30 protein-coding genes are annotated in these 19,229 nt (G+C 61.9%); 23 read left to right on the forward strand and 7 right to left on the reverse strand.

The genetic code is table 11. The features are described 5' to 3' along the window. The first annotated feature begins 7 nt into the window (after window positions 1-7). The 6 genes from rpsC (at window position 8) to ACI0FO_RS12165 (ending at window position 2,871) form a co-directional block, all read left to right on the forward strand. Window positions 8-802 carry a 30S ribosomal protein S3 gene (rpsC, locus tag ACI0FO_RS12140; protein ID WP_006227022.1) on the forward strand — a complete coding sequence of 265 codons (795 nt, stop codon included), beginning with the start codon at window positions 8-10 and terminating at the stop codon, window positions 800-802. Between the two features lie 2 nt (window positions 803-804). Further along, on the forward strand, window positions 805-1,221 hold the full coding sequence (gene rplP, locus ACI0FO_RS12145; RefSeq protein ID WP_006216552.1) for a 50S ribosomal protein L16: 417 nt from the start codon (window positions 805-807) through the stop codon (window positions 1,219-1,221). A gap of 11 nt (window positions 1,222-1,232) precedes the next feature. Beyond that, entirely contained in the window at window positions 1,233-1,424 is a 192-nt protein-coding gene (gene rpmC / locus ACI0FO_RS12150) for a 50S ribosomal protein L29 (RefSeq protein ID WP_003806912.1), read from the forward strand. 2 nt (window positions 1,425-1,426) lie between these two features. Continuing rightward, complete coding sequence (gene rpsQ, locus ACI0FO_RS12155; RefSeq protein WP_006227023.1) at window positions 1,427-1,708, forward strand: 30S ribosomal protein S17; 282 nt, start codon at window positions 1,427-1,429, stop codon at window positions 1,706-1,708. An 88-nt stretch (window positions 1,709-1,796) separates the two neighbouring features. Further along, on the forward strand, window positions 1,797-2,297 hold the full coding sequence (locus ACI0FO_RS12160; RefSeq protein ID WP_416026945.1) for a hypothetical protein: 501 nt from the start codon (window positions 1,797-1,799) through the stop codon (window positions 2,295-2,297). A gap of 142 nt (window positions 2,298-2,439) precedes the next feature. Next, window positions 2,440-2,871, forward strand: coding sequence for a hypothetical protein (locus ACI0FO_RS12165; protein WP_416026947.1), 432 nt, complete (start codon window positions 2,440-2,442; stop codon window positions 2,869-2,871). A gap of 66 nt (window positions 2,872-2,937) precedes the next feature. Here the strand turns inward: ACI0FO_RS12165 and ACI0FO_RS12170 are convergent, their stop codons facing one another. Genes ACI0FO_RS12170 through ACI0FO_RS12195 form a run of 6 tightly spaced genes read right to left on the reverse strand, consistent with a single transcriptional unit; the run spans window position 2,938 to window position 8,652 of the window. Beyond that, window positions 2,938-4,005 carry a branched-chain amino acid ABC transporter permease gene (locus tag ACI0FO_RS12170; RefSeq protein ID WP_416026948.1) on the reverse strand — a complete coding sequence of 356 codons (1,068 nt, stop codon included), beginning with the start codon at window positions 4,003-4,005 and terminating at the stop codon, window positions 2,938-2,940. An 11-nt stretch (window positions 4,006-4,016) separates the two neighbouring features. After that, window positions 4,017-5,027, reverse strand: a complete 1,011-nt coding sequence (locus tag ACI0FO_RS12175; RefSeq protein ID WP_416026950.1) for a branched-chain amino acid ABC transporter permease — start codon at window positions 5,025-5,027, stop codon at window positions 4,017-4,019. Next, entirely contained in the window at window positions 5,024-5,773 is a 750-nt protein-coding gene (locus ACI0FO_RS12180) for an ABC transporter ATP-binding protein (protein WP_416026952.1), read from the reverse strand. The genes ACI0FO_RS12175 and ACI0FO_RS12180 overlap by 4 nt, the downstream gene beginning before the upstream one ends. Next, a complete protein-coding gene (locus tag ACI0FO_RS12185; RefSeq protein ID WP_416026953.1) occupies window positions 5,770-6,540 on the reverse strand; it encodes an ABC transporter ATP-binding protein in 771 nt (256 codons plus the stop codon). Before ACI0FO_RS12185 ends, ACI0FO_RS12180 begins: the two co-directional genes overlap by 4 nt. A gap of 15 nt (window positions 6,541-6,555) precedes the next feature. Further along, on the reverse strand, window positions 6,556-7,728 hold the full coding sequence (locus tag ACI0FO_RS12190) for a substrate-binding domain-containing protein (protein ID WP_416026955.1): 1,173 nt from the start codon (window positions 7,726-7,728) through the stop codon (window positions 6,556-6,558). Window positions 7,729-7,743: 15 nt separating this feature from the next. Beyond that, window positions 7,744-8,652 (reverse strand): alpha/beta fold hydrolase, encoded by a 909-nt coding sequence (locus ACI0FO_RS12195; RefSeq protein ID WP_416026957.1) that lies wholly within the window; start codon window positions 8,650-8,652, stop codon window positions 7,744-7,746. A gap of 161 nt (window positions 8,653-8,813) precedes the next feature. On the opposite strand from ACI0FO_RS12195, the gene ACI0FO_RS12200 reads away from it, so the two are divergent. After that, on the forward strand, window positions 8,814-9,773 hold the full coding sequence (locus ACI0FO_RS12200) for a helix-turn-helix domain-containing protein (protein WP_416026959.1): 960 nt from the start codon (window positions 8,814-8,816) through the stop codon (window positions 9,771-9,773). A gap of 91 nt (window positions 9,774-9,864) precedes the next feature. Here ACI0FO_RS12200 and ACI0FO_RS12205 read toward each other — a convergent pair whose 3' ends face one another. Continuing rightward, window positions 9,865-11,292 (reverse strand): NAD-dependent succinate-semialdehyde dehydrogenase, encoded by a 1,428-nt coding sequence (locus tag ACI0FO_RS12205; RefSeq protein WP_416026961.1) that lies wholly within the window; start codon window positions 11,290-11,292, stop codon window positions 9,865-9,867. A gap of 199 nt (window positions 11,293-11,491) precedes the next feature. Between ACI0FO_RS12205 and ACI0FO_RS12210 the strand changes: the two genes are divergently transcribed. From ACI0FO_RS12210 to rpsK, 16 genes are all read left to right on the forward strand, one after another. Beyond that, on the forward strand, window positions 11,492-12,244 hold the full coding sequence (locus ACI0FO_RS12210; RefSeq protein WP_416026963.1) for an aspartyl/asparaginyl beta-hydroxylase domain-containing protein: 753 nt from the start codon (window positions 11,492-11,494) through the stop codon (window positions 12,242-12,244). Window positions 12,245-12,600: 356 nt separating this feature from the next. Further along, window positions 12,601-12,969, forward strand: a complete 369-nt coding sequence (rplN, locus tag ACI0FO_RS12215) for a 50S ribosomal protein L14 (RefSeq protein WP_046807446.1) — start codon at window positions 12,601-12,603, stop codon at window positions 12,967-12,969. An 11-nt stretch (window positions 12,970-12,980) separates the two neighbouring features. Further along, complete coding sequence (rplX, locus tag ACI0FO_RS12220; protein WP_105555706.1) at window positions 12,981-13,301, forward strand: 50S ribosomal protein L24; 321 nt, start codon at window positions 12,981-12,983, stop codon at window positions 13,299-13,301. A 12-nt stretch (window positions 13,302-13,313) separates the two neighbouring features. Beyond that, entirely contained in the window at window positions 13,314-13,853 is a 540-nt protein-coding gene (gene rplE / locus ACI0FO_RS12225; protein WP_006216529.1) for a 50S ribosomal protein L5, read from the forward strand. 12 nt (window positions 13,854-13,865) lie between these two features. After that, the gene (gene rpsN / locus ACI0FO_RS12230) at window positions 13,866-14,171 is read left to right on the forward strand and encodes a 30S ribosomal protein S14 (RefSeq protein WP_105555707.1); all 306 of its coding nucleotides are present in this window, start codon (window positions 13,866-13,868) and stop codon (window positions 14,169-14,171) included. A gap of 10 nt (window positions 14,172-14,181) precedes the next feature. Beyond that, a complete protein-coding gene (gene rpsH / locus ACI0FO_RS12235) occupies window positions 14,182-14,577 on the forward strand; it encodes a 30S ribosomal protein S8 (RefSeq protein ID WP_006216525.1) in 396 nt (131 codons plus the stop codon). A gap of 12 nt (window positions 14,578-14,589) precedes the next feature. Continuing rightward, the gene (gene rplF / locus ACI0FO_RS12240) at window positions 14,590-15,123 is read left to right on the forward strand and encodes a 50S ribosomal protein L6 (protein ID WP_105555708.1); all 534 of its coding nucleotides are present in this window, start codon (window positions 14,590-14,592) and stop codon (window positions 15,121-15,123) included. A gap of 21 nt (window positions 15,124-15,144) precedes the next feature. Further along, the gene (gene rplR, locus ACI0FO_RS12245) at window positions 15,145-15,510 is read left to right on the forward strand and encodes a 50S ribosomal protein L18 (protein ID WP_006227039.1); all 366 of its coding nucleotides are present in this window, start codon (window positions 15,145-15,147) and stop codon (window positions 15,508-15,510) included. A gap of 15 nt (window positions 15,511-15,525) precedes the next feature. Then, window positions 15,526-16,047, forward strand: coding sequence for a 30S ribosomal protein S5 (rpsE, locus tag ACI0FO_RS12250; RefSeq protein ID WP_006216521.1), 522 nt, complete (start codon window positions 15,526-15,528; stop codon window positions 16,045-16,047). A gap of 3 nt (window positions 16,048-16,050) precedes the next feature. Beyond that, window positions 16,051-16,236: a 50S ribosomal protein L30 gene (gene rpmD, locus ACI0FO_RS12255; RefSeq protein WP_006216520.1), complete on the forward strand. Its 186-nt coding sequence runs from the start codon at window positions 16,051-16,053 to the stop codon at window positions 16,234-16,236. Between the two features lie 9 nt (window positions 16,237-16,245). Continuing rightward, a complete protein-coding gene (rplO, locus tag ACI0FO_RS12260; protein WP_105555709.1) occupies window positions 16,246-16,686 on the forward strand; it encodes a 50S ribosomal protein L15 in 441 nt (146 codons plus the stop codon). Between the two features lie 14 nt (window positions 16,687-16,700). Beyond that, a complete protein-coding gene (secY, locus tag ACI0FO_RS12265) occupies window positions 16,701-18,026 on the forward strand; it encodes a preprotein translocase subunit SecY (protein ID WP_105555710.1) in 1,326 nt (441 codons plus the stop codon). Between the two features lie 8 nt (window positions 18,027-18,034). Beyond that, complete coding sequence (infA, locus tag ACI0FO_RS12270; protein ID WP_003806927.1) at window positions 18,035-18,253, forward strand: translation initiation factor IF-1; 219 nt, start codon at window positions 18,035-18,037, stop codon at window positions 18,251-18,253. 34 nt (window positions 18,254-18,287) lie between these two features. Continuing rightward, the gene (gene rpmJ, locus ACI0FO_RS12275; protein WP_003806928.1) at window positions 18,288-18,401 is read left to right on the forward strand and encodes a 50S ribosomal protein L36; all 114 of its coding nucleotides are present in this window, start codon (window positions 18,288-18,290) and stop codon (window positions 18,399-18,401) included. Window positions 18,402-18,444: 43 nt separating this feature from the next. Beyond that, a complete protein-coding gene (rpsM, locus tag ACI0FO_RS12280) occupies window positions 18,445-18,810 on the forward strand; it encodes a 30S ribosomal protein S13 (RefSeq protein WP_006216517.1) in 366 nt (121 codons plus the stop codon). Between the two features lie 15 nt (window positions 18,811-18,825). Next, window positions 18,826-19,227 carry a 30S ribosomal protein S11 gene (gene rpsK, locus ACI0FO_RS12285; protein ID WP_006216516.1) on the forward strand — a complete coding sequence of 134 codons (402 nt, stop codon included), beginning with the start codon at window positions 18,826-18,828 and terminating at the stop codon, window positions 19,225-19,227. The last annotated feature ends 2 nt before the right edge of the window (window positions 19,228-19,229 follow it).

Here is a 19,229-nt window from a genome sequence, read left to right on the forward strand (position 1 = left end):
AGTCACGATGGGTCAGAAAATTCACCCCACTGGGTTCCGTCTCGCGGTCACCCGTAATTGGTCCTCGCGTTGGTTCGCCGACGACAAGGCCTTCGGCACGATGCTTGCCGAAGACATTCGCGTTCGCGAGTACCTCAAAAAGAAGCTCAAGAGCGCCTCCGTTGGTCGCGTGATCATCGAGCGTCCGGCCAAGAATGCCCGCATCACCGTCTACTCGGCTCGTCCGGGCGTGGTGATCGGCAAGCGCGGCGAAGACATCGAAAGCCTGAAGGCTGATCTGCAGCGTCTGATGGGCGTGCCCGTGCACGTCAACATCGAAGAAATCCGCAAGCCGGAAACCGATGCTCAACTGATTGCCGACTCGATCTCGCAACAGCTCGAGAAGCGCATCATGTTCCGTCGCGCAATGAAGCGCGCGATGCAGAACGCAATGCGTCTGGGTGCCCAAGGCATCAAGATCATGAGCGCCGGCCGTCTGAACGGTATCGAAATTGCCCGCACCGAGTGGTATCGCGAAGGCCGTGTGCCGCTGCACACCCTCAAGGCCAACATCGACTACGGCACCTCCGAAGCCCACACCACGTATGGCGTGATTGGCATCAAGGTCTGGGTCTACAAGGGCGACATGCTGGCTAACGGCGAATTGCCGCCGGAAACCGCTGCCCCGCGCGAAGAAGAACGTCGTCCGCGCCGCGCTCCGCGTGGTGATCGTCCGGACGGTGCTCGCACCGGTCGTCCGGGTGGTCGTGGTCGTGGTGGTCCCCGCAAGGCGGACGCTGCTCCGGCGCCTGAAGGAGAATAACCATGCTGCAACCCTCTCGCAGAAAGTATCGCAAAGAGCAGAAGGGCCGCAACACCGGTCTGGCGACTCGTGGTACCCACGTGTCGTTCGGCGAATTCGGTCTGAAGGCCACCGGCCGTGGCCGTCTGACCGCTCGCCAGATCGAAGCCGCTCGTCGTGCTATCAATCGTCACATCAAGCGTGGCGGCCGTATCTGGATTCGCATTTTCCCGGATAAGCCCATCTCGCAGAAGCCCGCCGAAGTCCGTATGGGTAACGGTAAGGGCAATCCTGAGTACTGGGTCGCTGAAATTCAGCCCGGCAAAGTGCTCTACGAAATGGAAGGTGTGAGCGAAGAGATCGCGCGTGAAGCTTTCCGCCTGGCCGCTGCCAAGCTGCCGATTTCGACCACGTTCGTCGCGCGTCATATCGGTGCTTAAGGAGTACTAACATGAAAGCTAGCGAACTCCGTTCGAAAGACGCCGCCGAGCTCGGCAAAGAGCTCGAAAGCCTGCTGAAGGCACAATTCGGTCTGCGTATGCAGAAGGCCACGCAGCAACTGGCCAACACCAGCCAGCTGCGCAACGTGCGTCGCGACATTGCGCGCGTTCGTACCTTGCTGACCGAGAAGGCAGGGAAATAAACATGAGCGAAACTCAAAACACCCAAGTGGCCAAGCGCCAGCGTACGCTGGTTGGCAAGGTCGTCAGCAACAAGATGGACAAGACTGTCGTTGTGCTCGTTGAGCGCCGCGTCAAGCACCCCATCTTCGGCAAGATCATCGTGCGCTCCGCGAAGTACAAGGCACACGACGAATCGAACCAATTCAACGAAGGCGATACGGTTGAAATCGCTGAAGGCCGTCCCATCTCGCGCTCGAAGTCGTGGCGTGTGGTGCGTCTGGTTGAAGCCGCACGTATCATCTAAGTCGTCATCGGAACGGTTCGCCGTTCTGATATAAAACGGCAAGGGCTAACCCCCTTGCCGTTTTTTTTTGTTCTGGAGATCCAGGCCCATGCAGGTAACGGACATCATGCGCAAAGCCGTCAAGGCCGGCATGCTTGGCCTCGCGCTATGCGGGGCCGCCGCCAGCGCGCAACGCGGGGAGTCCGGCGCGGAAGTCACTGCGGCTTCACCCGTTGACGACGCCCGCGCGGGCAAGAACGTCCTGAATGCGGGGCCCGAACCCCGCGTCAAGCTTCCCCCCGGATCGCGCGACCACGCTGCCATTTTCGGCGCCGACGACGAGGGCGAGCAAGCCCTGGCGACACAAGAGCAGGTGCTGCAGGGGCAGCGCGATCAACTGATGCTGCTTGAACGCCTGCTTAACCAGAAGCCCGTCGACGCTGCGACGGCGCCACCGGCGATGATGCCGTTGAACACGGGTTCGACGATGCGGCCCCTGGCGCCCACGCCCAGCGGATCGCAGCTTGGCCGCGGCAAGATCGACGAGATGCAGCGACGCGTGGATAGCCTGCGGCGCGAAGCCGATACCTTGCGGCAGAGCGGCAAATAGCGAGACTTTCGCGCCATCATGCGCCGTTGAAACGCAGCGTAGCGACTCTTGGCGTTGGATGGTGCAGCGGGCGTCCTGGTTCCTGATATAAATCCGACAGCGCAGGCACGCGCTGGCAGTTCTGATTACAGGAGTGGCGTCAATGATCAAGGCCGCGGGCAGATTGGGCATTGCGAGTTTCATGGTGTTGGCGTGGACGGCGTATTCGCCTTCGGCCGACGCTCAGACCATCAACTTCAAGGACGTGGGCGTATCCCGGCCGTATCGGGACAGCATTCTGATCCTTGGCAGCGACGGTCAGCCGCGTACAGGAATCGAGGCGCGAGAGCTAGAGAAGGCAGTGGAGCAAGTCAGGGATCAGGCGCGCGCGCTGGACGAGCTTCGGACCCAGAACCGCGCGCTGGAACGCAAAGTGGACGAGCAAGGCAGGAAGATCGCCTCGCTTGAGCGCAACCAAAACGACAGCAGCCGAAAGAGCAGCGACAACGCGAACGAGCGGCAGATCTCGGCGCTTGAGCGTCAGGTCAATCAGCTGAGTCGGGACCTGGATCGCCTGAGCAGCAAGGTGAAGTGACGTGGTGGACAGCATGCGCGGCGTTGCCGTGCGTGCCTCTTCCTGCTTCTTAACCCGTCAAGGCCGTCAGCGCCGCCGCGCCAATTCCCGCAGCCGCCCGGCGATGCCGGTCGGAAAGTAGTACACCGACACCACGAACAGGATCCCCAGCCACAGCAGCCAGCGGTCCGGCTCGAACAGCAGGGCCAGCGGCGCGACGTTCGACACTGCGTCGTGGATCACATGCAGGCCATCTTGCAGATAGCTCTGCGCAAACACGAACAGACTCGCGCCCACCACTGCGCCATACATGGTGCCCATGCCGCCGATCACGAGCATCAGCAGAATGTTCAGCATGATCTCGAACGACAGCGAGGTATCCGGACCGTTGTAGCGCAGCCAAAGCGCGTACATGGCGCCGGCCAGCGTGGCGAAGCCGGCCGCCAGCAGATTGGACAGGCTGCGATACAGCACGGTGCGGTAGCCGATGGCCTCGGCGCGGAAAGGGTTCTCTCGGATGGCCTGCAGCACGCGGCCAAACGGGGAATTCACGATGCGCAGCAACATCAAAAACAGCAAGGCGCAGACCGTGGCGATCAGGTAATACGTAATGATGCGCCCGTCGACCGTGACGCCGAACAGAGGCTCCGAGAGCGGGCGGAACGCAGGCCGCAACACCTGGGGTACCTTGAAGTTCAGGCCATCTTCGCCACCGGTCAGGTCCGACAGCTGCGATACCAGCGTCTGGAAGGCGGCCGCGACGGCCAGTGTGATCATTGCGTAGAAGATGGCGCGCACGCGCAGGCTGGCCAGCCCGATCAGCAGCGCGAAAGCCAGCGACACCGCGAGCGCGCCGCCCACGCCCGCGAACACGGCGGCCCAGCCGGGTTCCATCCGGATACTGGCGATCGCCACGCCATAGGCGCCAATGCCGAAGAACATGGTGTGTGCGAAGCTTACGATGCCTGTGTAGCCCAGCAGCAGATCGTAGCTGGCGACCAGAATCACGAACACCAGGATCTTGGCGGCTACCGCCAGCGATTTGGGGCCGGGAAAGAGGAACGGCGCGGCGGCAAGCAGGGCGACGACGGCCATCAGTACCAGTGCCAGGACGGCGCTGCGGGGCGGGTCGCCGGAAAGCAGGCGGAAAGACATATTGGCGATTCCTAGCGATTCGTGACGGGATACACGCCCTGCGGGCGCCACAACAGAATCGCGACCATCAACGCGATATTCGAGAACAGGGCGGCCTTGGGCAGCAGGAAGCCGGTGTAGTTGGCCATCAGGCCCACCAGCAGCGCGCCGATCAGACAACCCACGGTAGAGCCCAGGCCGCCGATCATGATCACGATGAAGATCAGCACGTTTACCTGCGCGCCCAGTTGCGGCACGACCGACTGCTGATACATGCCCCACAGCACGCCGCCCAGTCCGGCAAGCATCGATCCGGCGACGAACACGCCTACGAAGAGGTGCCGGATGCGGTAACCCAGGCTTTCCACCATCTCGCGGTCTTCCACGCCGGCTCGGATCAGCAGGCCAAGCTTGGTGCGGTTCAGCAGCCAAAGCATGCCGCCCAGCACCAGAACGCCCACGGCCAGCGCGACGATCCGGAATTTCTCGATGGCCGCGTCGCCCAGCAGGAATGCGCCACGCAGGGCCTCGGGCAGAGGTAGCGATAGGGTTTGCGGACCCCAGATCATCTTGATGATCTCTTCGCCGATGATCATGCCGCCCATCGTGATTAGGATCTGCTTGAGGTGCTGCCCATACACAGGCCTCACGATCACGCGTTCAAACGCGAAGCCCACGGCGCCCGCCACCAGCATGCCCACGATCATGGCAGGGAGCACGGCGGCCAGATTCATCCACAGGCTGCCTGTCTGGGTCCAGTCGGCCATGCCGCCCAGCACCGTCGCCGCCATGTAGGCGCCGATGGCGATGAAGAGGCCGTGCCCGAAATTCAAGACGTCCATCAGCCCGAATACCAGCGTCATGCCCGACGCCACGATGAAGATGATCATCCCCATCGCCAGGCCCGCCAGCGTCAGCGTGACCCAGGTCGAAAAAGACCCCACCATCGGCAAGGCGAGGGCGGCCAGCGCCACGACCAGCAGAACGGGGCGCAGGTCCGCGCGCGTGCGCGGCAGCGGGGCATCGATATCCAAGGCGCTCATTGGTGGCTTCCTAGCGACAGGCCCAGCAGGCGTGTCTGTAGCGATTCATCTTCCGCAAGCTGGCGCATGCTGCCAGCGTGTACCACGCGGCCGTTGTCCATGACGGCGACGTGGTCGCCGACCCGCTGCGCGAAGTTGAAGTTCTGTTCGACCAGCAGGATGGTGGTGGACGCCTGCTTGAGTTCGATGAAGGCATCGATCATGTTCTGCACGATGGCGGGCGCCAACCCTTTGCTGGGCTCGTCGATCAGCAGTAGTCGGCGGGGTTCGATGATGGCGCGGGCAACCGCCAGCATCTGCTTCTGGCCCCCGGAGAGCTTGCCGGCGGGGTGCAGCCAGAACTTCTTCAGGGCGGGAAAGAAGCCGAAGATCCATTCCAGCCGCGCGGTATCGAGTTGCTCGGCGCTGCGGGCCTGGCGCGCGGCCAGCAACATGTTCTCTTTGACCGACAAGTCGGCGAAAATGCCCATGTTCTCGGGCACGTAGGCCATGCCCATGCGCGCCATGTCGGGAGGCGACTTGCGTGTGTCCGGGCCGCCAATGGGCATGCCCTCGAACGTGATCCGGCCTTGCGAGGCGCGCCATAGGCCCATGATCGTGCGCAGCGTCGTCGTCTTGCCCGCACCATTGCGGCCCAGCAGCATGGTCACGGCCGCAGGCGGCACGGCCAGATCCACGCCGTGCAGGATGTGATACGCACCGATATGCGTTTGCACGCCCTTGAGTTCCAGCAGCGGGGCGGTCATGCCTTGTGCTCCGTCGGGCTCATGCCCAGATAGGCTTGCTGCACGATCGGCGATGCGATGACGGTGGCGGGATCGCCGTCCGCCATCAGCTGGCCGTTGTGCAGCACGACGATCCGGTCGGCCAGTTCGCGCACCACGTCCATCTTGTGCTCGACCAGCAGGATTGTCTTGGAGGGATCGTTCTTGATCTCGCGGATCAGCTCCAGCACCACGGGCACATCGTCCACGCTCATGCCGGCGGTGGGTTCGTCGAACATGAAGACTTGCGGCTCCAGCGCGATCAGCATCGCGATCTCCAGCTTGCGCTGATCGCCATGCGGCAGGTCCGCCGCGGGCTGGTCGCGCCTTGCGGACAGCCGCGTGCGTTCCAGCAACGCGTCGGCGCGCGCCAATAGGCCTCGATCGTTGTCCCAAGTGCGCCAGAAGCGAATCTGGCGCCAGCTCATGCCTTGCTGGCGCGATTGCAGCGCCAGCCGGACATTCTCGTGAACGGACAGGCGTGGAAACAACTGCGTCAGCTGGAACGCACGGGCCAGCCCGGCGTGCATGCGTGCCGGCGCGGGCAGCGAAGTCAGATCACGTCCGTTCAGCCGCACCGACCCCGCGCTTGCGCGCAACTGGCCCGAGATCAAGTTGAAGTAAGTGGTCTTGCCCGCGCCGTTCGGGCCGACGATGGCGGTCAGCGTGCCGGGCGCATAACGGCAGCTGACATCGTTGACGGCCACATGCCCGCCGAAGCGGATTGTGAGCGATTGGGTTTCCAACATCGCAGTGGCGTTCCTTCAGCGCTTGTTCTGGATCGGTACGGCCATCTGGTCGGGCGTGATTTCCTTGACCAGGTCCTGCACCGCCCATGGCACCGAAGGGTCGTTCTTGATGCGGAAGTGGTACATGGATTGCATGGCTTGGTGGTCTTCGGGCCGGAACGTCATCTTGCCCTTGGGCGTGTCGAAGCTCATGCCTTCCATGGCCTTGATCAGCTTATCCGTATCGGAATCGCCCGCGGTCTTGTTCAACGCCGCCACGATGGCGATGCCGGACGACATGCCGCCCGCGGTAAAGAAGTCCGGCGGCTGGCCGTAGCGTTTTTGATGTTCCGTGACCAGCCAGTCGTTGATCGGATTCTTGGGGATGCCGTAGTAGTAATAGGTGGCGCCTTCCATGCCGGCCAGCGACTTCAGCGGCGTCATCGCGGCCAGCGTGTTGCCACCCGTCGCGATCTCGATGCCGAATCGCTTGGGGTCCAGGTCGGCGATCTTGAACGGGTTGCCCGCGCCTGCCCACAGGATGAAGATGATCTTGCGGCCGGGCTTGTCCTTCAGCGCATCGAACAGGCGCTGCGCGCCTGCGGTGAAGTCGGTGGCGTTGGCGGGCAGGTATTCCTCGTGCACGATCTTGGCGTTCTTCAGCGCGCCCTTGAAGGCTTTTACACCGTCGCGGCCGAAGGCATAGTCTTGCGCCAGCATGGCGATAGACGTGCCGGCCTGGTCGAATGCCACCGCATTGGCGATCGCGTCCTGCGACGAGTTGCGGCCCGTGCGGAAGATGTACTTATTCCACTTCTCGCCCGTGATCGAATCCGCCACGGCCGGTTCCACCAGCAGGATCTTCTCGTACTCTTCGGCGATCGGCAGCATGGCCAGCGCCACGCCCGACGAGGTGGGGCCCACGGCGATATCGGCGTTGTCGTCGGCATACGCCGACGCCAGCTGCGCGCGGGCCACGTCGGGCTTGCCCTGGTTGTCTTTTTCAACCACCCGGATTTTGCGGCCGGCCACGGTCATGGTGCCCTGCGTGGCGTACTCCAGGCCCAGCATCAGTCCGTTTTGCGTTTGCTTGGCGTAGGCCTCCAGCGGGCCCGTCTTGTCGTAGACGTGGGCGACGACGACGTCTTTTGCGGCGGCTGCCGAACTCATGCAAAGGGCCGCCAGCGCGGCAAGCAGAATGCGATTCATGGATGTCTCCGGTTATCAGCGGGCGTGCGTGGCCGCCGTGTGGTCCTGCAAGCGGTCCGGCGTGGCCAGGAATCGGCGGATGGCGTCGATCTGCGCCGGCACGTTCAGCGCGGGGGCGTGGCCACAATCGGGAAAGTCGATGCGCTGGGCGCGCGGTCCGCGCCGCGTCATCGCATCGGCGACCTCGGGCAGCAGCAGATCAGACTCTGCGCCGCGCAGCAGCAACACCGGCATGCGCAGCGAGTCGTAGCCGCTCCAGCGGTCATAGTCGCCGGGGTGATGGCTGAACTGTCCGACGATGGCCGGGTCGTAATGCGCCGTGACGCGGCCGTCGGGAAGCCGACGCACCGAGGTTTCGGCCATCTGGCGCCATTGCTCGTCGCTTTGCCAGCCGTAGGGCCGGTAGGCCACGCGAAGCCAGGCCTCCAGTTCGGTGACCGTGTCGAACGCGGGCGGGTTGCCCGCATAAGCCAGGATGCGGTCGATGGCCGCCTGCGGAAGCTCGGGCCCGATGTCATTGACGACCAGATGCGAGACCCGGCCATGCAGCGTCGTGGCCGCGGCGTGCATGCCGGTGGCGCCGCCCATCGATGTGCCCACCCAGCGCAGCCGTCCAAGGGACAAACCATCGGCCAGCGCGCGGGCAAGGCGCGCGTAGAAGTCCAGCTGGTATTCGGCGACGGGCTCGGGGCTCCATTGCGACAGGCCGCGGCCGATCGTGTCGGGGCAGATGATGCGGTAGTCGTTGGCCAACGCCTTCGCCAGTTCGTCGAAGTCGCGCCCGGTGCGAGCCAGGCCGTGCCACATGATGACGGGGGGCGCGTCGGGCGCGCCCCATTCGGTCAGGTGCAGCTCACGGCCTTCGCAGCGCAGATAGCGCGAAGCCGGCGCGTGGCGGGCGGCCGTTGCGGGCGCGTTTGCCATGAGTCTCCTCCCGGGTTGTCCAGGTTGTGTGCTTATCGGGCTGACTATAGACTTGCGCCAAACGCATCCACAATGCGCCGCGCACCCCAAAGCAGGGTGAGTCAAGAAGTTGTAGACGCAAGATCAAATTGCGCTTCCCGCCGCGCACAGGAGACCGCGCCATGCCCAATACGGAATTTGCCATTTCGGCCAGCGCCGGCGCTGACCGGCGCGAGCAATGGCGCGCGGCGCTATCGGATGCTTTCGGTCCGTTCGAGGTGCACGGCGGCATGCCAAGCCATTTCGCGGGCCATGTGCGCTACGCGCGCCGCGCCAGCCTGCAGTTCAATGACCTGCACTATCAGGGACAGAAACTGGAGCGCACGGCAGGCAATGTGTCACGGCTGGACCAGGAGTTCTACACCTTCGGACTGCCGCTGGCCGGCCCGCTGGCCGTGCGGCAACAAGGCCGCGAATTCCAGGTCGAGCCCGGCTGTGTGTACCTGATGAACCAGAGCCTGCCTTATCAGGCGACGGCGCTGGGCGCGTCGGGCTACCGCAGCCTGAGCGTGTCCTTTCCGCGCAGCGCGCTGTCGCAACGGGATTCCCGCGTCGGCGACTTCTACAAACTCCGCGTCGACGATGGTTCCCCGCGTGGCGCGATGCTGGCCAGTTACATGGAGCACTTGTTCAACGGTATGGGCGGCTGGTCCGACACCGAGGTCACCGAACTTGGCGAACGCCTGATCGACCTGATCGTGCTGTTCCTGGTGCAATCGGGGCAGGGCCATGCGTCCGAGTCCGACAGCAGCGTGACGGTGGCGCATCGGCAGCGCGTGCTGGCCTACATCCGGCAGCACCTGGCCGACCCGGCGTTGTCGCCGCAGGCCGTGGCGCAAGGGTGCGGCGTGTCGGTCGCGTACCTGCACCGCATCCTGCGCGCGGGCGGCCTGTCGGCCGAGTCTTTTATCTTCGATCAACGCCTGGACAGGTGCCGCGAACTGCTGCTGAGTCCGCAGCACCGTCACCGCAGCATTGCCGAACTGGCCTACCAGGTGGGGTTTTCGCACCCGTCGCATTTCAGCCGCCTGTTCAAACGGCGCTTCGGCATGACGCCGCGGGACCTGCGGGCAAGTTCGTAGGGGGGCGGTTGGCTTTTGTTTTCCAGCTGCCCGGCGATAAAAAAAGCCCCACGGACCAAACCGTGGGGCTTTCGATTCCGCAGGCGAGCGGTCAGATGTGCGTGATGAACTTCGTGACCAGGTAGCCGTCGAACGTTTCCAGGCCGCCTTCGCTGCCGATGCCGCTGTCCTTGATGCCGCCGAACGGCGTCTCGGCCAGCGCGCTGCCGAAGTGGTTAATGTTGACCATGCCGGCTTCCAGACCATTCGAAACCTTGGTGGCCGTCTTCAGCGAGTTCGTGAACACATACGACGACAAGCCGAAGGGCAGGCTGTTGGCGCGGCGCAGCACTTCGTCGGTGTCCTTGAAACGGACCACCGGCGCGACGGGGCCAAAAGGTTCTTCGGTCATGAGCATGGAATCGTCGGGCAGATCCGTCACCACCGTGGGGGCGAAGAAGAAGCCCTTGCGGTCCAGCGGGCCGCCGCCGACCACGACCTTGCCGCCGTGCTTCTTGGCGTCGTCGATGAACGCGCTCATGGCGGGCACGCGGCGTTCATGAGCCAGTGGGCCCATGTCGGTGCCGGCTTCCAGGCCGTCGCCGACCTTGATGTTCTTCAGCACCTCCGAGAAGCGCGCCAGGAATTGCTCGTAGGCGCCTTCCTGCACGTAGAAGCGGGTGGGCGACACGCAGACCTGGCCGGCGTTGCGGACCTTGAACTTGGCCAGCATCTCGGCGGCGCGCTCGACGTCGGCGTCATCGAACACGAGCACGGGCGAATGGCCGCCCAATTCCATCGTGACGCGCTTCATGTGTGCGCCGGCCAAAGCGGCCAGTTGCTTGCCCACCGGCACGGAGCCGGTGAACGAGACCTTGCGCACGATCGGCGAGCGGATCAGGTAGTCGGAGATCTTGGCGGGCTCGCCCCAGACGATGTTCAGGCACCCCTTGGGCAGGCCGGCGTCGTGGAACATGCGGGCAATGGCCATGACGGCGCTGGGCGAATCTTCGGGGCCTTTCAGCACCACCGTGCAACCGGCGCCGAGCGCCGCGGCGATCTTGCGGATGGCCTGGTTGTACGGGAAGTTCCAGGGCGTGAAGGCGGCGCAGACGCCGATGGGTTCGCGCACGACGAACTGGCGCACGTCCGGGTTGCGGGGCGGCACGACGCGGCCGTAGATGCGTCGGCATTCCTCAGCGTGCCAATCGGCATGCTCGGCGCAGGACGTGACTTCGCCCACGGCCTCGGCCAGCGGCTTGCCCTGGTCCAGCGTCATGTTGCGGCCGATTTCCTTGGCGCGCTCGCGCGACAGCGTGGCGACCTTGCGCAGAATGGCGGAACGGTCCATGGGCGAGGACTTCTTCCACGATTCGAACGCGCGCTGGGCGGCGGCTAGCGCACGGTCCAGATCCGCTTCGGTGGCGTGCGGCAGCTGGCCAAGCACTTCCAGCGTGGCCGGATTGATGACGTCCTGGGTGCGCCTACCCTCGCCGGAGATGAATTCGCCGTCGATATACAGCGCCAACTGTTCATACATGCCTGTCGTTCCTTGCGAAATAGGGATGGATTGCGACCGCTGTCGCCCGCGCCAGTCTAAACCAGCTTGTTCGCGTCAGGCAGGGCCACTCCCGCGTGCGAAGCTGGGGCCAATCAGAGGGCGGCGGCCCCCTGTCTTGCAAGCCCCCGCGCGCATGGCCACAATGGGGGCTCTTTGGCCGACTATCACCGAATCCATCGTGCAATCCGTCGACGCGCGTCCCGCCGCCAAGCCCAGTCTCTACTCCCGCGTGTTGTTCCGCTTCATCGATTGGCTGCGCCACCGGATCGCCCGGGCGTCGCTGGTGGGAGACCGCCCTATCTTCCAGAACAGCCAGTTCCCCTGGATCGCGGCCCTGGAGGCGCAGACGCCCGCCATCCGCGCCGAACTGACGGCGCTGCTGGCGCAGCGGCAGCAATTGCCGGCTTTCCACGAGATCTCGCCCGATGTGGGCATGATCACGTCCGACGATCAATGGAAGACCTTCCTGTTCATGGGCTACGGCCTGCGATCCGAGCGCAATTTGGCCAGCTGCCCGGCCACGGCCCGCGCGCTGGAGGGAATCCCGGGCATCCGTAGCGCCTTCTTTTCCATTCTTGAGCCCGGCAAGCGAATCCCGCTGCACACGGGCCCGTACAACGGCGTCCTGCGCCTGCATCTGGGGCTGGTCGTGCCCGAGCCAGCCGACCGGTGCTGGATCGAAGTCGGGGGCGAACGCTATAGCTGGCGCGAAGGCAGCGCCGTGGTGTTCGACGACCTGTATCCCCATCAAGTGCACAACGACACGGACGGTTTGCGGGCCGTGTTGTTCGTGGACTTTGAACGGCCATGCCGGGTTCCGGTAAAATGGCTGAATCGCCTGGTGCTCAGGGCGGCCCCGTTCACGGACGAAATCCGGCGCGGCAAGGCCAACCACGATGCCTGGGAGAAGAGCTTTTATCGCCATAAATAAGGGGCGGATAGCTCGCAACCGCTCTCTTCATAGAGGGGGCGTGGTGTTTTGTGCGTCATTCCAACAAAGTGCTTGCGCTCAAAATTTAACCACGCTAGAATGATCAGCTTTCCCAGATTGTCGATCCAGTTAACCGAAAGTTGTTTCGAAGACTAGTCGGCGTGTTGGGGGAATACCCGCAGGATTTCAACCCAGGGTCGTTGCGTTGCCAACCAGTTGTAGAGATAGGGCGAAAGCGCTAGCGCTACAACACATAAAGCAGGGCGGCAGACCTGACGGGACCAAAACTGGCAGGAATTGCAGTGTTCCCTTATTGGGAAAACCGTATTTCCAGTTAAGTTGGAACAGGAAAAATCATGATCCAAATGCAGACCACGCTGGACGTGGCCGATAACACTGGTGCGCGTCATGTCATGTGCATTAAGGTGCTCGGTGGCTCCAAGCGCCGTTATGCCGGTATCGGCGACATCATCAAGGTGAGCGTCAAAGATGCGGCTCCGCGCGGACGCGTCAAGAAAGGCGAAATTTACAATGCCGTGGTGGTTCGTACCGCCAAGGGCGTGCGCCGTAAAGACGGTTCGCTGATTAAGTTCGGTGGCAATGCCGCCGTATTGCTCAACGCCAAGCTGGAGCCCATCGGCACCCGCATCTTCGGACCCGTTACGCGTGAACTGCGTACCGAGAAGTTCATGAAGATCGTGTCGTTGGCCCCGGAAGTGCTGTAAGGAGCCCTACGATGAACAACATTCGTAAAGGCGACGAAGTCATCGTCCTGACCGGCCGCGACAAAAAGCGTCGCGGTACCGTGCTGGCTCGTGTTGATGCCGACCACGTTCTGGTCGAAGGCGTCAACATCGCCAAGAAGCACGTGAAAGCCAACCCGATGGCTAACAACCCGGGCGGGATTGTCGAAAAGACCATGCCGATCCACATCTCGAATGTGGCGCTCTTCAACCCCGCAACCGGTCGTGGCGACCGCGTGGGCGTTCAAGAAGTCGAAGGTCGCAAGGTCCGCGTGTTCCGTTCCAATGGTGCCGTTGTCGGCGCCAAGGCGTAAGGGGCGATAGACATGTCTCGTTTGCAAGATTTCTACAAGAGCAAGGTCGCTGGCGACCTGCAGGCCAAGTTTGGCTACAAGAGCGTCATGGAAGTGCCGCGCATCACCAAGATCACCCTGAACATGGGTGTCTCGGAAGCCGTGTCCGATAAGAAGGTTATCGAACACGCGGTGTCGGACCTGACCAAGATCGCTGGCCAAAAGCCTGTCGTGACGAAGACCAAGAAGGCTATCGCCGGTTTCAAGATCCGCGAAAACTACCCGATTGGTTGCATGGTCACGCTGCGTGGTCAACGCATGTATGAATTCCTGGATCGCCTCGTTGCGGTCGCGCTGCCTCGCGTGCGCGACTTCCGTGGTATCTCGGGTCGTGCATTTGACGGCCGTGGCAACTACAACATCGGGGTGAAAGAGCAAATCATTTTCCCCGAAATCGAGTACGACAAGATCGACGCGCTGCGTGGGCTGAACATCAGCATCACCACCTCCGCGAAGACCGACGAAGAAGCCAAGGCGCTGTTGACGGCCTTCAGCTTCCCGTTCCGTAACTAAGGGGCTGATGACGTGGCAAAACTTTCCCTCATCAATCGCGACATCAAGCGCGCCAAGCTGGCTGACAAGTTCGCTGGCAAACGTGCTGAGTTGAAGGCGATCATCGACGATCAGTCGAAGACCGACGAAGAACGTTACCAAGCTCGGCTCAAGCTGCAACAGCTGCCGCGCAATGCCAATCCGACGCGCCAACGTAACCGTTGCGTGGTCACCGGTCGTCCGCGCGGTGTGTTCCGCAAGTTCGGCCTGACGCGTCACAAACTGCGTGAAATGGCGATGAAGGGCGAAATCCCCGGCATCACCAAGGCCAGCTGGTAGGAGATACATTATGAGCATGAGCGATCCCATCGCCGATATGCTGACCCGCATTCGCAATGCGCAGCAAGTGGACAAAGTTACGGTGAGCATGCCCTCCTCGAAGCTGAAGGCGGCTATTGCCGCTGTGCTGAAAGACGAAGGCTACATCGACAGCTTTGAAATCAAGGGCACCCAGGCCAAGCCTGAGCTCGAGATCACCCTGAAGTACTACGCTGGCCGTCCGGTTATCGAGCGCATTGAACGCGTTTCGCGCCCCGGTCTGCGTATCTACAAGGGCCGTACCAGCATTCCTCAGGTCATGAACGGCCTGGGCGTGGCTATCGTTTCGACCTCGCGCGGCGTCATGACCGACCGTAAGGCTCGCGCCAACGGCGTCGGCGGCGAAGTGCTGTGCTACGTGGCCTAAGGAGAAATTCGAATGTCACGTATCGCTAAGTATCCGGTCGAACTGCCCAAGGGTGTCGAAGCTGACATCAAGCAGGATCAGATCATTGTCAAGGGCCCGCTGGGCACCCTGACTCAAGCCCTGACTGGCGACGTCACGGTTGCGATGGACGAAGGCAAGCTCACGTTTGCCGCCGCCAACGAAACTCGTCACGCCAATGCCATGTCGGGTACCGTGCGCGCTCTGGTGGCCAATATGGTTACCGGCGTGAGCAAGGGCTTCGAGCGCAAGCTGACCCTGGTTGGCGTGGGTTACCGCGCCTCGATCCAAGGCGATGCCGTTAAGCTGCAGCTCGGTTTCTCGCACGACGTTTTGCATCAGTTGCCGGCCGGTATCAAGGCCGAATGCCCCACCCAGACGGAAATCGTCATCAAGGGCGCCAACAAGCAAGTCGTCGGTCAGATGGCCGCTGAAATCCGCTCGTACCGCGAACCCGAACCCTACAAGGGCAAGGGTGTGCGTTACTCGGACGAACGCGTCGTCATCAAAGAAACCAAGAAGAAATAACGGCGCACGCAAGGACGAATCATGGACAAAAAAGTTTCCCGTTTGCGTCGTGCGGTTCCGACCCGCCGGAAGATCAACGAGTTGCGCGTTCACCGCCTCTCGGTCTTCCGCTCGAACCAGCACATCTACGCCAACATCATTTCGCCGGAAGGCGATCGCGTTCTGGTCAGCGCCTCGACGGTGGAAGCCGAAGTGCGTGCGCAACTGGCCGGCCAAACCGGCCAGGGCGGCAACACTGCCGCTGCTACGCTGGTCGGCAAGCGCGTGGCCGAAAAGGCCAAGGCTGCCGGTATTGAACTGGTCGCTTTCGATCGCTCGGGCTTTCGTTACCATGGCCGCGTGAAAGCGCTGGCCGATGCCGCGCGTGAAGCCGGCCTGAAGTTCTAAGCGAGGATCTGTCAAATGGCTAAAGTACAAGGCAAGAACGCCGCGGAAAAAGAGAACGATGACGGCCTCCGCGAAAAGATGATCGCGGTCAACCGCGTGAGCAAAGTGGTCAAGGGTGGTCGCACCATGAGCTTTGCCGCGCTGACCGTGGTTGGCGATGGCGATGGTCGCGTCGGCATGGGTAAGGGCAAGGCGCGTGAAGTGCCGGTGTCCGTTCAGAAGGCAATGGAACAGGCCCGCCGCGGCATGTTCAAGGTTGCGCTGAAGAACGGCACGCTGCACCACACCGTGGTTGGCAAGCATGGCGCCGCTACCGTGCTGATCTCGCCGGCTGCTGAAGGTACTGGCGTTATCGCCGGCGGCCCGATGCGCGCTATTTTTGAAGTGATGGGTGTGCGTAACGTGGTTGCCAAGAGCTTGGGCTCGAGCAACCCCTACAACATGGTTCGCGCCACGTTGAATGGTCTGCGCGCTTCCCTGACCCCGGCCGATGTTGCTGCCAAGCGCGGCAAGTCGGTCGAAGAAATCCTGGGGTAAATCATGGCTCAGAAGCAGATCAAAGTGACCCTCGTGCGCTCGGTGATCGGTACCAAGCAATCGCACCGTGATACGGTTCGCGGTTTGGGCTTGGGTCGCATCAACAGCAGCCGCGTGCTGGTCGATACGCCCGAGGTGCGTGGGATGATCCGTAAGGTGGATTATCTCGTTTCCGTCTCGGAAGCCTAAGGAATCACCATGTCGGATATGCAACTTAATTCGCTGAAGCCCGCTGAGGGCAGCAAGCACGCCAAGCGCCGCGTCGGCCGTGGCATCGGTTCGGGTCTGGGTAAAACCGCCGGCCGTGGTCACAAGGGCCAGAAGTCGCGCTCGGGCGGTTTCCATAAGGTTGGCTTCGAAGGCGGTCAAATGCCGCTGCAGCGTCGTCTGCCCAAGCGTGGTTTCACCCCGCTCGGTCAACACCTGTATGCCGAAGTTCGTCTGTCGGACCTGCAAGCCCTGCCCATCGACGAAGTCGACGTGCAAGTGCTGAAGGCGGCTGGCGTGATTGGCCAGGCGGTTCGTTACGCCAAGGTCATCAAGTCGGGTGAACTCTCGCGCAAGGTCGTGCTCAAGGGCATTACCGCGACGGCCGGTGCTCGCACCGCCATCGAAGCCGCGGGCGGCTCGCTTGCTTGATCACGAGGTGACGAGTGGCTAACGCGCAGGCATTGGGCAAAACCGGAGCACGGTACGGTGATTTGAAGCGCCGTCTTGTGTTCCTGGTGCTCGCCCTGGTGGTTTACCGTTTGGGTACACACATCCCCGTACCGGGTATTAATCCGGATGCGCTGGCGGACTTGTTCCGTCAGAACCAGGGCGGGATCCTGGGCCTGTTCAACATGTTCTCGGGTGGGGCGCTCTCGCGTTTCTCGATTTTTGCCCTGGGGATCATGCCGTACATTTCGGCATCCATCATCATGCAGTTGATGTCGGTGGTGGTGCCGTCGCTGGAAGCGCTCAAGAAAGAGGGCGAATCCGGCCGTCGGAAGATTACCCAGTACACCCGCTACGGCACTGTCGTGCTGGCGCTGGTGCAAGCAGTGGGCATTTCGGTAGCGTTGGAGTCCCAACAGGGACTGGTGATCGATCCGGGTATGCTGTTTCGCTTCACGACCGTTGTGACTCTGGTCACTGGCACCATGTTCGTCATGTGGCTGGGTGAGCAGATTACGGAACGCGGTCTGGGCAACGGGATTTCCATCCTGATCTTCGCAGGTATCGTTGCGGGTCTGCCCGCGGCGCTGGCTGCACTGTTGGACCTGGTACGCACCAACGCGATGTCCGTGCTTTCGGCACTGTTCATTGTGGCTCTGGTGGTGTTGGTTACCGCTTTTGTGGTGTTCGTGGAACGCGGACAACGCAAGATCACGGTGAACTACGCCAAGCGTCAGGTCGGCAACAAGGTCTACGGTGGTCAAAGCTCGCATTTGCCGCTGAAGCTGAACATGGCAGGGGTGATTCCGCCGATCTTCGCGTCGTCGATCATTCTGTTCCCGGCCACGATCACGAGCTGGTTCTCCAGCAGTGAGAACATGCGCTGGCTTAGCGACCTGGCTGCGGCCCTGTCGCCTCGTCAACCGCTCTACATCACGCTGTATTCCGTCGCGATTATTTTCTTCTGCTTTTTCTACACGGCTCTGGTGTTCAACAGCCGCGAAACGGCGGACAACCTGAAGAAGAGTGGTGCGTTTGTTCCGGGCATTCGTCCGGGTGAACAAACAGCGCGCTACATCGACAAGATCCTGATGCGTCTGACGCTCGCAGGTGCCTTGTACATCACTTTGGTGTGCCTGTTGCCTGAATTCTTGGTGATGCGCTGGAACGTTCCTTTCTACTTCGGTGGTACGTCTCTGTTGATTATTGTGGTGGTGACGATGGATTTCATGGCACAGGTTCAAGCCTACATGATGTCGCACCAATACGACTCGTTGCTCAAGAAGGCCAACTTCAAGGGCGCGGGTTTGCCGATGCGGTAAGCAAAAGAATGTCCAAGGACGACGTCATTCAGATGCAAGGTGAGGTTCTTGAGAACCTCCCGAACGCGACATTTCGCGTCAAGCTCGAAAACGGCCACGTGGTGTTGGGCCATATTTCCGGCAAGATGCGTATGCATTACATCCGGATCCTGCCGGGTGACAAGGTCACAGTGGAGCTCACGCCCTATGATCTGACGCGAGCCAGGATAGTTTTCCGCTCCAAATGAGCGGAACCGGATTACGGAAAATTAGGAGTCAACCATGAAAGTAATGGCATCGGTTAAGCGGATCTGCCGCAACTGCAAAGTTATCAAACGTCACGGCGTGGTGCGTGTTATCTGCACCGACCCGCGTCACAAGCAGCGTCAAGGCTAACTCGGGTTAGCGACTACGCAACAGATTTATTCAAGGAATAGTCATGGCCCGTATTGCTGGCATTAACATCCCGCCGCAACAGCACGCCGAGATCGGACTGACCGCCATTTTTGGCATTGGTCGTACGCGCGCTCGCAAAATCTGCGAAGCGGCAAACGTACCCTTTGACAAAAAGGTCAAGGATCTGAACGACGCTGAATTGGAACGCGTCCGCGAACATGTTGGTTTGTTCACGGTTGAAGGCGACCTGCGTCGTGAAGTACAGCTCTCGATCAAGCGTTTGATCGACCTGGGAACCTACCGCGGTATGCGTCACAAGCGCGGTTTGCCCGTGCGCGGCCAGCGCACTCGCACCAACGCACGGACCCGCAAGGGCCCGCGTCGTGCAGCTGCGTCCCTGAAGAAATAATCGAGGAACTGGATTATGGCGAAAGCTTCCACCAGCGGCGCTTCGCGCGTGCGCAAAAAGGTTAAGAAGAACGTCTCGGACGGCATCGCGCACGTTCACGCTTCGTTCAACAACACCATCATCACCATCACCGACCGTCAGGGCAACGCACTGTCGTGGGCCACTTCGGGTGGTGCTGGTTTCAAGGGTTCGCGTAAGTCGACCCCGTTTGCCGCGCAAGTCGCCGCTGAAACGGCTGGCCGCGTCGCGCTGGAGTACGGCATCAAGACGCTGGAAGTGCGCATCAAGGGCCCCGGTCCTGGCCGCGAATCGTCTGTCCGTGCGCTGAACGCGCTGGGCATCAAGATTTCGTCCATCGCCGACATCACGCCCGTTCCGCACAACGGCTGCCGTCCGCCGAAGCGTCGTCGTATCTAAAG

Source organism: Achromobacter marplatensis, from assembly GCF_049060505.1.
In the GTDB taxonomy this organism is placed as follows: Bacteria; Pseudomonadota; Gammaproteobacteria; order Burkholderiales; family Burkholderiaceae_B; genus Achromobacter; species Achromobacter marplatensis_A.